8 protein-coding genes are annotated in these 12,109 nt (G+C 61.6%); 4 read left to right on the forward strand and 4 right to left on the reverse strand.

The annotated features are described in order from the left end of the window. Positions 1-701 precede the first annotated feature (701 nt). Positions 702-2,780: a putative bifunctional diguanylate cyclase/phosphodiesterase gene (locus AC0VX3_RS23845; RefSeq protein WP_475522601.1), complete on the forward strand. Its 2,079-nt coding sequence runs from the start codon at positions 702-704 to the stop codon at positions 2,778-2,780. On the opposite strand, the gene kynU is transcribed toward AC0VX3_RS23845, so the two are convergent. Further along, on the reverse strand, positions 2,773-3,993 hold the full coding sequence (gene kynU / locus AC0VX3_RS23850; protein WP_475522602.1) for a kynureninase: 1,221 nt from the start codon (positions 3,991-3,993) through the stop codon (positions 2,773-2,775). The genes AC0VX3_RS23845 and kynU overlap by 8 nt on opposite strands. 236 nt (positions 3,994-4,229) lie before the next feature. Here kynU and AC0VX3_RS23855 point away from each other — a divergent pair, with 236 nt between their 5' ends. Beyond that, complete coding sequence (locus AC0VX3_RS23855; RefSeq protein WP_475522603.1) at positions 4,230-5,624, forward strand: L-serine ammonia-lyase; 1,395 nt, start codon at positions 4,230-4,232, stop codon at positions 5,622-5,624. A 265-nt stretch (positions 5,625-5,889) separates the two neighbouring features. Further along, entirely contained in the window at positions 5,890-7,485 is a 1,596-nt protein-coding gene (locus tag AC0VX3_RS23860; protein ID WP_475522604.1) for a bifunctional aspartate transaminase/aspartate 4-decarboxylase, read from the forward strand. Positions 7,486-7,518: 33 nt separating this feature from the next. Here AC0VX3_RS23860 and AC0VX3_RS23865 read toward each other — a convergent pair whose 3' ends face one another. Together AC0VX3_RS23865 and dapD are read right to left on the reverse strand one after the other, a co-directional pair. Next, on the reverse strand, positions 7,519-8,136 hold the full coding sequence (locus AC0VX3_RS23865) for a GntR family transcriptional regulator (protein WP_342891212.1): 618 nt from the start codon (positions 8,134-8,136) through the stop codon (positions 7,519-7,521). Positions 8,137-8,230: 94 nt separating this feature from the next. After that, positions 8,231-9,082: a 2,3,4,5-tetrahydropyridine-2,6-dicarboxylate N-succinyltransferase gene (dapD, locus tag AC0VX3_RS23870; protein WP_475522605.1), complete on the reverse strand. Its 852-nt coding sequence runs from the start codon at positions 9,080-9,082 to the stop codon at positions 8,231-8,233. 421 nt (positions 9,083-9,503) lie between these two features. On the opposite strand from dapD, the gene AC0VX3_RS23875 reads away from it, so the two are divergent. Further along, positions 9,504-10,409: a DMT family transporter gene (locus AC0VX3_RS23875; RefSeq protein ID WP_475522606.1), complete on the forward strand. Its 906-nt coding sequence runs from the start codon at positions 9,504-9,506 to the stop codon at positions 10,407-10,409. Between the two features lie 93 nt (positions 10,410-10,502). Here AC0VX3_RS23875 and AC0VX3_RS23880 read toward each other — a convergent pair whose 3' ends face one another. Further along, entirely contained in the window at positions 10,503-12,107 is a 1,605-nt protein-coding gene (locus AC0VX3_RS23880; protein ID WP_475522607.1) for an alkaline phosphatase family protein, read from the reverse strand. Positions 12,108-12,109 lie beyond the last annotated feature (2 nt).

Genomic DNA, 12,109 nt, shown 5'->3' on the forward strand with positions numbered 1-12,109 from the left:
TTCTAACTTCATTGGCGGCGCAATCAACTCATAATGTCCCCGTTCCACCGCAGAAAGGGCAAGATTTTCCAGATTTCTCAAATCAAGGGAACGAGCAATCTCCTGTCCGGCGCGAGAAAACGCCTCGGCTGTTTCATGAAGGGGGCAACATCACCAGCTTGCCCGCAACCGGCCTGAAAAAGTGCATCGCCAGGGTGACGCCAGACGCGTGCCGCAGGTCGATGCGGTGTACCGGACAAGAGGCGCAACGCAGCCCGAAGGGCCTGCAAGCGAGGCCATCAGATTTATCGTAACCAACACTCTTTGGAATTACCTTTCGGGAAGGCGAAGGTGGAGCGAAGCAACGACGCAGAACTTCTGCGTGAAACAGACGCGGGAGGGCCATGTTTCTTCCTGCCGGAATTTGTCTGAAATCAATGATCTTTAACGCTCCCGCGCCAATATATTCCGACGAATATTATTCATTTTCTGTCATCGGTAAATTTCTATGGGTAATTTATCTTTTTCCGGCACTCGTTATTTAAAAAATACAACCCACTGCAATCCTTGCCAAGGTTCGGCGATATTATATTTATTTTAAATTGATCGGCATATTCTTGTTCACTACACTTGCGGAAGGTAGCGAACCAGAATACCTGCTTCGGAACTTCGTTGGACGTTGCGGCTGCTTATACGCATCGTGGAGAACAACACGGACATCCATGCCAGACCGTTCGGAGAAAATACCAATCGCTGCCGGGATACCAGATATCCAGTCGCTCGACATCGCCGAAGGCAGGATCGATCAGGACCTGCTGTTCTCGATATTCGACCGCCTGGATACAGGGGTGTGGATTTTCGATTTCGATGAAAAGCGGATCTTGTGGGCGAACCGGAAAGCCCTGGAGTTCACCGACGCGGCCTCCGTGGAAGAGCTGCAATCGCGTGACATGGGCTCCGACATGTCCCATTCTGTCGACCAGCGGCTGCGCCAGTACCAGCAGGACTTCTGCAAACACGACGTGAGTTTCTCCGAAATCTGGACGCTCTATCCGAAAGGCAAGGCGCAGGTTCTGCAGGTGGTCATGAGCGGCATCCGGCTGAAGGACGGACGGATGGCGCTTCTGTGCGAAGGCCGGCCGCATCACGAGCAGCAGCCGGAGACCCTGCGAAGCGCCGAAGCCCTGATGCACACCAGCGTGATGATTTCGCTGTTCTCGCAAGACGGCAAACCGCTTTATCGGAACACCGCCTCCCGGGCCGCCTGTTCCGCGCCGGAGGCCCCGTTCGAAGACCAGTTCGTCGATCGCAAGGATGCGCGCAGACTGCTCGACCACCTGAAACGCGGCCGTACATCCGGTCTGGTCGCCCATGTCGCTACAACCGTGGGCCGGCGCTGGCACGAATTGACGATACGCGCTTGCCATGACGCCGTTACGAGCCAGCCCGCCTATCTGGTCAGTGAAATCAACGTCACTGAATTGCACCAGACCAAGGAGCGCGCGCAATATCTGGCCAGCCACGACACCCTGACCGGCCTGTCCAACCGCACCTATCTGAAGGAACGCGTGGACCAGGTCCTGCAAACGGCGGACGACCAGAACAACAGGGCGACGCTCTATCTGATCGATCTGGATGATTTCAAGATCGTCAACGACTCGCTGGGGCATGCCGCCGGCGATGGTTTGCTGCAGCTTGTCGCGAAAAAACTCGGGGACCTCACCGGCCCGGACGATATCGTCGCGCGGCTGGGCGGAGACGAGTTCCTGATCTGCCATCTCGAACAGCCGGGGGGCCGCGGCCCCGACTGGTTCGGGCAAGAACTGCTGGCGGCCTTCGCCACCCCTCAGCTCATCGAAGGCAAACCGCGACAAGTCGGGCTCAGCGTCGGCTATACCCAGTATCCGGAAGACGGTGACGGTATCGACCAGTTGATGCGTCACGCCGACCTCGCCCTGTACCAGGCAAAGACCGGCACCAAGAACCAATGCGTGCGTTTCCAGGAGAGCATGCGGCTGTTGCGCGACGAGCATCATGCCATCAAGAAGGATCTGGAGAACGCCGTCGTCGACAACGAGTTTGTGCTCTATTATCAGCCGATCGCCTGCACGGAGACCGGGCAGGTTATCGGCGCCGAAGCACTGATCCGCTGGTTTCACCCGGAAAAAGGCCTGATCCCTCCGGACGAATTCATCCCGATCGCCGAGGATACCGGTCTTATCAACGACATCGGTCTCTGGGTCAGCGGCAAGGTCGCCGCGATGCAGGCGCATCTCGAAGATCTTGGTCAATCCGTGCCGCTGTCGATGAACGTGTCTCCCCGGCAGCTGTCCGATCCCAATTTCGTGGCGCGGATGCGCTCCCTTCCGGAATTGAGCGGATGCGCCCCGGACAAGATCTCGCTGGAAATCACCGAGAGTGTGCTTCTGGGCGACATTCCTCACGCGCTTGGAACGCTGTCGTCTCTCAAACAGGCCGGCTACCGGATCGTCATCGACGATTTCGGCACCGGCTATTCGAACCTTGCCTATCTGCACAATTATCCGATCGACGGCATCAAGATCGACCGGATGTTCATGGACGACATCGCCTCCGGGGGGGCGATCGTCAAATTGATCCTGTCGCTGGCTTCGGCTCTCGGCGCGGATGTCGTCGCCGAAGGCGTCGAGACCGTGGATCAGCGCGCCTGGCTGTCGGACAACGGCTGTCACCGGTTCCAGGGTTATCTCTATTCCAGGCCGGTTCCGGAAGACCGCTTCCTGGCCATGCTGGAGGATCAGACCAAGGCCGCCACTAGGTGACCTTGGCGCGGGCCCTGAATTCAGGCCTGTTCCAGCTTTGTGTTTCCAGAATGTCCCGCAGGATCTCCACCGCCTCGACAATGTCGCGATGCGACAGGTACAGCGGCGTGAAGCCGAAACGCATGACGTCCGGCGCCCTGAAATCCCCGATCACCCCTCTGGCGATAAGCGCCTGCATCACTACATAACCGTCTTCAAAACGGAACGACACCTGACTTCCGCGTGCCTCCGGATCGCGGGGGCTGGCCAGTTGAAGCTGCGGGCATTTCGCCTCGACTTCGGTGATGAACAATTCACTGAGCGAGACCGATTTCCGGCGTATGTCCGCCATGTCGACATCATCAAACACGTCCAGGGCCGCATGCAGGGCGGACAGCGCCAGGATCGCGGGCGTACCGACGGTCATGCGGCTGATGCCGGTCACCGGCCGGTAGTCAAGATCGAACGCAAATGGCGCCTCGTGGCCCATCCAACCGGTCAGCGGCGAGGTCACCCTGCCCTGAAGGTCCGGTGCCACATACAGAAACGCCGGCGCGCCCGGACCGCCATTCAGATACTTGTAGCCGCAGCCGACCGCGAAATCGGCCCCGGCTCCGGTCAGATCCACCGGAAGGGCGCCGGCGGAATGGGCCAGGTCCCAGATGGCAAGGGCACCGGCCTCATGCGCGCGGCGGGTCAGGTCCGCCATGTCGTGAACGCGTCCGGTCCGGTAATCGACCTGGGTCAGCATGACAGCGGCGACCTCGGCTGTGATCGACGCCCCAACGTCTTGCGGATCCACGATCCTCAGCTCGTGGCTCTTGTCCAGCAGCAGCTTCAGTCCGGAGGCGACATAAAGGTCGGTGGGAAAGTTGCCGTTGTCCGACAGGATGACCTTGCGCTCCGGCCGCAGCGACAGGGCCGCGGACAGGACCTTGAAGACGTTGACCGACGTGCTGTCGCACGCCACCACGCTGCCGGCAGGCGCGCCGATCAGACGGGCGATTCGGTCGCCCGTGCGCGCCGGTAGGTCGATCCAGCTGTGGGTGTTCCAGGCCCTGATCAGGCTGGTGCCCCATTCTCCGCTGACCACTTCGGCGATCCGGTCGGGAACATGTTTCGGCAACACCCCGAGCGAATTTCCATCCAGATAAATCACCCCCTCGGGAAGCTGGAACGCCTCCTTCTTGGATGCCAGGACATCTGTCAGGTCTGCCGGGTGCCGGTTGGTCATTAAAGGCTCGTTTGTCTTGGTGCTGCGATTGAAAGGAGGCCGCACGCTATCAAAGCGGGATTCCGCAAACAACCGTTTGCGCGAACCGTTCTGCCGCGCATCAACAGCAACGGAGACCAGCTGTTTCGGAAGAATGTCGCAATCAACACAAAATTGCCCGTTTGAATGCCGGCGGTTGCCACGCTATCTGTTAGTTTGACAAGGTCAGCGAACCCCAGACATTCGGTCCCGTAAAGATGTTCATCAGTGTCTTCGACATATTCAAGATCGGCATCGGCCCGTCGAGCTCCCACACGGTCGGTCCCATGGTGGCCGTCCACCGCTATCTGGATCGGCTGCGCGGACTTTCCGGCGCCGAGCAGCGCGCCGCCCGGCTCACGGTCACCCTGCACGGGTCCCTCGCCTTTACCGGCAAGGGGCATGCCACCGACAAGGCCGTGTGCCTCGGCCTCTTGGGCGCAAGGCCCGACACACTGGATCCGGACCAGGTCGAGCCGATGCTCGACGCCCTGCAGGCGGCGGGGCGTTTGCGGATTCCCGGACTGCCGGAGCTGCGCTTCAATGCCGAAACCGACGTGATCTTCGACTACGGCCCGCCGTTGCCGCTTCATACCAACGGCCTGACCTTCAATCTTCTCGATGCGGCCGGCTCGGTGATCGACTCATTCGTCTATTATTCTGTCGGCGGCGGCTTTGTCGTCAGCGAGACCGAGTTGCGCAAGACGAGCAACGAGCCTGTCAACGAACTGGTCGCGCAGGACGTACCGTTTCCATTCGGCACCGCGAAACAGATGCTGGAGATGGGCCGTGACGCGGAGCTGACCATTGCACAAATGAAGCTCCTCAACGAATGCCGCGACCAGCCGCAGGAAGACATAGAGGCCGGAATCGACCGGCTCTGGTCGGCAATGGATGCCTGCATCAACCGGGGCATCAGCCAGACCGGCATCCTGCCCGGAGGACTGAAGGTCAAACGCCGTGCGGCCGACATCTACCAGAAACTGATCCGCGAAGGCCGCAGCGAACCGGCCTTCGAGCACAATGTTGTCGACTGGCTCGGCGTCTATGCCATGGCGGTGAACGAGGAAAATGCCGCCGGCGGCCGCGTGGTCACGGCTCCGACCAACGGCGCGGCCGGCGTCATCCCGGCGGTGACACGCTATTATCTCGACCATTGCAAGGGCGCCGACCAGGCCGGCATCCGCACCTTCCTGCTGACCGCCGCAGCCGTCGGCGGCATCATCAAGGCGAATGCGTCGATTTCAGGGGCCGAAGTCGGTTGCCAGGGCGAGGTCGGTTCGGCCTCGGCAATGGCCGCCGCCGGACTGTGCGCAGCGCTCGGCGGCAGCAACGAACAGGTTGAGAACGCCGCCGAGATCGCCCTGGAGCATCATCTCGGCATGACCTGCGACCCGATCGCCGGCCTGGTGCAGGTGCCGTGTATCGAGCGCAATGCCCTCGGCGCGGTCAAGGCGGTCACGGCGGCCTCACTGGCCCTGAGAGGCGACGGCAGCCACTTCGTGCCGCTGGACGGCTGCATCGAAACCATGCGCCAGACCGGCATGGACATGGCGGAGCAGTACAAGGAAACCTCCAAGGGAGGCCTCGCGGTCAATATCGTCGAGTGCTGACGCCAATGAGCGTCGAGTGCGATCCATCCGACCGGTTCGGGTGACTTCCCGGCAAGGACCAGGTCGCAGGGCGAGGCGGGCAGCCGGCCCTGACATGCAACGCGCCTCGCCGGAAGATGCGAACGGTTCATCAGACGGATCACAATTCCCGTTTCCTGGCATGAGCCGGACAGGTCCGTAGTAACCCGATCCCGCTTGTCCGCCCCTCCGGAACACGCGATAGTTCCTGCGTCCGGTCTCCTGCAGACCTGTCTGGAGGCCACCCGTGAGCACACGTGACTATTCCGAATTCCATGACCTCAGCCCGTTCGAGCTGAAGGACAGGCTCATCGAGATCGCGTCCTCTTCAGCGGACCGCATGATGCTGAACGCCGGACGCGGCAATCCGAATTTTCTTGCCACCCATCCCAGGCGGGCCTTCTTGCGGCTCGGCGACTTCGCCGTCGAGGAAGCCGAGCGCTCCTATTCCTATCTCGACAGCGGATTTGGCGGCCTTCCGGAAAAGGAAGGGCTGCTGCAACGGTTCGAGAGCTTCCTGCACCGGCGGGGGGATTGCGACGGCACCGTTTTTCTGAAAGCCGCGCTTTCCTATGCAAAGGACCAGCTCGGTATCCACCGGCATGACCTGATCCATGAGATGGTCGAAGGGTTTCTCGGCTGCAATTATCCGGTGCCGCCGCGCATGCTGGTCCATGCGGAACAGATCGTCGGCGCCTATCTGGCCGAAGAGATGTTCGGCGGCGAGCCGCGGCAAGGCCCGTTCTCGGTCTTTGCGACGGAAGGCGGCACGGCGGCAATGACCTATGTCTTCCAGACCTTGAAGGCCAACGGCCTGATCAAGCCGGGAGACAAGGTGGCCCTCGGCACACCGATCTTCTCCCCCTACCTGGAAATTCCGCCGCTGCCTGAATACGACCTGCCGATCGTGAACATCCGCATGGACGAAGGCGCGGACTGGCAATTCAGCGACGATGAGCTTGCCAAACTGGAAGATCCGGCAATCCGGATCTTCTGCATCGTCAATCCCAGCAACCCGCCCTCGGTCAAGCTGTCTACTGAAGGTCTCGACCGGATCGCGGCCGTGGTCAAAACCAGGCGCCCGGACCTGTTCGTGGTGACCGACAACGTCTACGGCACCTTTGCAGACGATTTCGTCTCGCTGTTCGCCAGGTGTCCGCGCAACACCTTGCTGGTCTATTCCTTCTCCAAGTACTTCGGCGCGACCGGATGGCGGCTCGGGACGATTGCCCTGCATGAGGACAATGTCTTCGATGCGGCGCTGGCGGCCCTGCCGGAGGCGGACAAGACCATCCTCGACCGGCGCTATGCATCGCTGACCACCCATGCGCGCGATACAAGGCTGATCGACCGGCTGGTGGCCGACAGCCGGGCTGTCGCCCTCAACCATACCGCTGGCCTGTCCACACCGCAGCAGATCCAGATGATGCTGTTCGCCCTGTCCGGCCTGCTCGACAGGGACGACCGCTACAAGAACGCTGCCAAAAGCCTGATCCGCAAGCGGTTCGACACGCTGGAACTCAGCATGGGTGTCAAGCCGGAGCACAAGCCCAACAACGTCAACTATTATACGCTGGTGAACCTGCAGCACCTGAGCGGCCGGCTTTACGGCGACGCCTTCGCCGACTGGTTCATCGCCAACAGGAAGGGCTACGACTTCCTGTTCCGTCTGGCGGAAGAAACCGGCGTTGTTCTTCTTCCCGGAAAGGGCTTTGCGGTCGTCGACGCCTCAGCCAGGGTGTCCCTGGCCAACCTGACCGAGGCGGACTACGCCAGCATCGGCGCCTTCGCCCGGCAGGTGATCTGCGAGTACCACGAGGACTATTGCCGGCAGGTGCCGTGAGCGCGAGCGTCCTTGAGGGCTTTCCCGGGCAAGTCAGATCTGCTGGAGGCGGGTCTTGTGGGCATGGGCGATGTGCCGGCGGGCGGCGGTTTCCGCTGCCTCGGAGTCGCCCCGTTCAATCGCCTTGACAATGTCCGCATGTTCCTCGACTGCCGTCTCCCGGCGTTCCGGCGTGTCCAGCGTCGTGCCGGCCATCAGGATCAGGGACAGGCGCAGATGCTCGATCTGGTCGACCAGATAGCGGTTGTGCGAGGCCAGGCACAGGCGCCGGTGGAACTCCCGGTTGGAGCGCACCAGGCTGTCCCGGTCGGCGATGCGCTTGCGGTCGGCCGTGACCAGGTCCTGCAGGATCTCGATTTCCGGCTTCGAGGCGTGTTTTGCGGCAAGGCCCGCCGCCGTTCCTTCCAGCACTTCGCGCATGAAATAGACTTCGTTGATCTGACCGTGGTCCAGCGTCGGAATGACCATGCCTCGGTTGGGCTCGTGAACGGCCAGACCCTGGGCTTCCAGTCGTTTCAGTCCCTCGCGGATCGGTGTGCGGGAAACGCCGAATTCCTCGGCCAGATCCGCCTCGCGCAAGCGGTCGCCGGGTTTGAGAACCCGTTCCTCGATAAGGCCGATCAGCCGCCGGTAGATTTCAGATCCGTTCATACGGTCTGGTTACCGGCAACACGGGTTTTGCGCAAGGGAGGTCCGAGGCCCGTGCGTGCGCACGGGCTTCCAGGTCGGGCCGGGCCGGGCCCGATCAGTCGCGCAGCAATTCGTTGATGCCGGTCTTGGAGCGGGTTTTCTCGTCGACCGTTTTCACGATCACCGCGCAATAGAGGTTCGGGGCCGGTTCGCCGTTGCCCATCTTGGTCGCGGTCGGCATGGAGCCGGCAACGACCACGGAATAGGGCGGAATTTCGCCGTAGCTGATCTCGCCGGTCATGCGGTTGACGATGCGGGTCGACTGGCCGATGAACACGCCCATGCCCAGCACCGCGCCTTCGCGCACGATACAGCCTTCGACCACTTCGGAACGGGCGCCGATGAAGCAGTTGTCTTCGATGATCACCGGACCGGCCTGCAGCGGTTCCAGAACGCCGCCGATGCCGACGCCGCCGGACAGGTGCACGTTCTTGCCGATCTGGGCACAGGAACCGACCGTCGCCCAGGTGTCGACCATCGTGCCTTCGTCCACATAGGCACCGAGATTGACGAAGGACGGCATCAGCACCACGCCCTTGCCGATGAAGGCCGAGCGGCGCACGGTGCAATTGGGCACGGCACGGAAGCCGGCTTCCTCGAAGTCGAGACCGCGCCAGCCGTCAAACTTGGAGGGGACCTTGTCCCACCAGGCCGCGTCGCCCGGGCCGCCCTTGATCACTTCCATGGCATTGAGCCGGAAGGACAGCAGCACGGCCTTCTTGGCCCACTGGTTGACGGTCCAGTCACCGTCCTTCTTTTCCGCCACGCGCAGCTTGCCATGGTCCAGAAGCGTCAATGTCTCCTCGACCGCGTCGCGGATTTCACCGGTGGTCGTGGTGCCGACGGATTCACGGTCTTCAAAGGCGGCATCGATAATCTTGGACAGGGAAGCGAGGTCGTGGGTCATCTGGCAGAAGGTCTCCGGCGGTGTCGAATTTAGCGCGGACCTAAGCCGCCGCGCCGCGCACTGTCAAGCGCTACACGTCCCATGGGTGTCCCGTTCGGCGGTTTGGTCGCCGCAATGACGATCCTCAGGAAGTAGTTTCTGTCCGCCGTTCGTGCCCGCATGTGCCATCCTGCGCCGTCCCGGACTTGATCCGGGGCCTCGGGGCAGGTCCCGGATCAAGTCCGGGACGGCGGAAGGAGGAGTGATCCCGGTGCAGGTTCGAGCCTTGCCTGACCCAAGGAAACTGACCTTGGGGGAAGCGATCGCAGAGACCGGAAAGGTTGAGCAAATCTAACCGGAAGATTTCCTTTTCTCCGCATAGTCAGGTCTGTGGGAAAAGCTAAGATGACGGCAGATCAACTCCTTTCGGAAAGCCGCTCTCTTGGAACTCTGGATTCCCATCACGATCGCCGCCGCGTTCTGCCAGAATCTGCGCACGGCCCTGCAGAAACATCTGAAAAGCCGGCTCGGCACCACGGGAGCGACCTTCATCCGTTTCGGGTACGGCGTGCCCTTCGCGATGATCTATCTGGCCGTGCTGCACCTGGGCTTCGGCTACGGGCTGCCGCAGCCCACGATGACCCTGATTGTCGCGGGCGCGCTTGGCGGACTGGCGCAGATCCTGGCGACGTTCCTGCTGATCCACCTGTTTTCCTACCGCAATTTCGCGGTCGGCACGGCCTATTCCAAAACCGAGCCGATCCAGGCGGCCCTGTTCGGCTTCGTGGTTCTGGGCGAACGGGTCACGTCGGCGGCTGCTGTCTGCATCCTGATCGGCATAACCGGCGTGATCGTCATCTCCCTGGCGCGGGTGCCGCTGACGGTTTCGGCGGTCCGCGGCAACCTGGCCGGACGACCGGCCCTGATCGGCCTGGCCTCCGCGGCTCTGTTCGGCGCCTCTGCCGTTGCCTACCGCACGGCGTCGCTGTCGCTTGAGGGAACCGGGGTACCCATGCAGGCGGCATACGCCCTGGTCTATGCGACCGTTCTGCAAACGTCGGTCATGGCCCTGTGGATGGGTTTTCGCGAGCCGGACCAGTTGCGCGCCAGCCTTGCCGCCTGGCGCAGTGCTGTCTGGGTCGGCCTGTCCGGCGTCGCCGGCTCCATCGGCTGGTTCACGGCAATGACCCTGCAGAATGTCGCTTATGTGCGCGCCCTCGCCCAGATCGAACTTGTGTTCACGTTCCTGGCGTCCTGGCTGGTGTTCCGGGAAGTGATCGTCCGCTCCGAGATCCTGGGCTGCGCCCTGATCGTGCTGGCGGTGGTGGGCATTGTTCTGACGGGATGACGGGGCAACATCGGCATCCCGGCCCGTTGCCGCCGTCCCCACGCTTGGCGTGCGTGCCCCTTCCGATCTTTTGCGACCCGGACGATACCGGCGTCACGTCCCGGCTTCGACCTCGGCCCACTTGCCGATGATGATCCCGCGTTCGTCTTCCTTGTCCCTGACACCGAGAACCTCCTCGTCTGTCATCGTGGTCCGGTTTTTCCGGTCCAGAAGGCGGTCCAGCAGGAGATTGTGCATTTCCTGACATTTCGGACGGTGCTCGGGCCGGCGTCCCAGATCGGTGAATTCATCAGGGTCATCGACAAGGTTGAACAGCTGCGGCGGAAAGCCCTTGAAGTAGACGTATTTCCAGTTTTCCGTCCGGATCATGTAGCCGCGGGCGTCCGCAGGGCCCAGTTCCAGTGCCTCGCGGACGGTATAAAACGCATAATCGATTTCCGACAGCACGCTGGTCCGCCAGCCGGAAGGTCTTTCGCCCCTGAGCAACGGCATCAGGGAGTGTCCTTCCAGCCGGTGCGAAGCAGGAGGAGCACCCGCCGCCTCGATAAAGCTCGGGACAAGATCGATCGCTTCGACAAAGGCGTCCGATACGGTGCCCCGGGTTGCGTCCGCTTCGGCGCGTGGATCATGGATGATCAGGGGGACGCGAACCGATTGCTCGTGAAAAAGTTCCTTCTCTCCCATCCAGTGATCGCCGAGATAGTCGCCATGATCGGACGTGAACACGATCATGGTGTCGCGGGATTTCCCGGTCTCCTCAAGCCAGTCGAAAAGCCGGCCAAGGTGATCGTCGATCTGCCTGATCAGCCCCATGTAGGCCGGCAGCACCGTTTCGCGCACGCCCTCTTCGGAGAACGTCCGGCTGACCTGCGTATCCATGAAAGCCGAGAACACCGGATTTGGATCTGTTTTTTCATCCGCGGACCGATGAACGGGTGAAAAGCTTTCCGGACCATACATGTCGTGATAGGGCGCGGGCGCGATATAAGGCCAGTGCGGCTTGATGAAGCTGAGGTGGCACAACCAGGGCGCATCTCCCATCCGCGAAATGAATTCCTTGGCCCGCATCGTCATATAGGCCGTTTCGGAATGGTCTTCGCGGATCCGCGCCGGCAGGTTGGAGTTTTTCAGGTACCAGCCGGAGAGGATCTCGCCGTCGGGCCCTTCACCCGCATTGGCAAAATCGTTCCAGGGATTGTCGCCTTCGTAACCCAGGGAGCGGAGCCAGTCGTTGTACTTCAGCTTGCCGCCCTTGTGTTTCAGGAGCTTGTCGGGATGCAGGCCGTCGTCCCGCTCATAAGGGTCGAAACCCGGCTGGCTGATCAGGCAGCCGATATCCGTCGTTTCATTCAGGCCGAGGCGCGCCATCCCCTCGCGGTCGGGAACCATATGGGTCTTGCCGACAACGGCGGTCGTGACACCGTTCGGCCTCAGGTAGTCGCCCAGCGTCAATTCACCGATGGGCAGTGGCACCAGGTTCCAGGTCGCGCCGTGACTGAAAACCGTGCGCCCGGTATAGAACGACGCCCGCGAGGGCCCGCAGACCGGCGACTGGACATAGGCACGGTCAAAGCGCAGACCCCGTGCCGCCAGCCGGTCGATGTTCGGTGTTTTCAGGTGGGGATGCCCGTAGCAAGACAGGTAATCCCAACGAAGCTGGTCCGCCATGATGAACAGGATGTTTTTGATCTTTGACATTT

It is taken from the genome of Roseibium sp. QJM3NY_11, assembly GCF_056173175.1.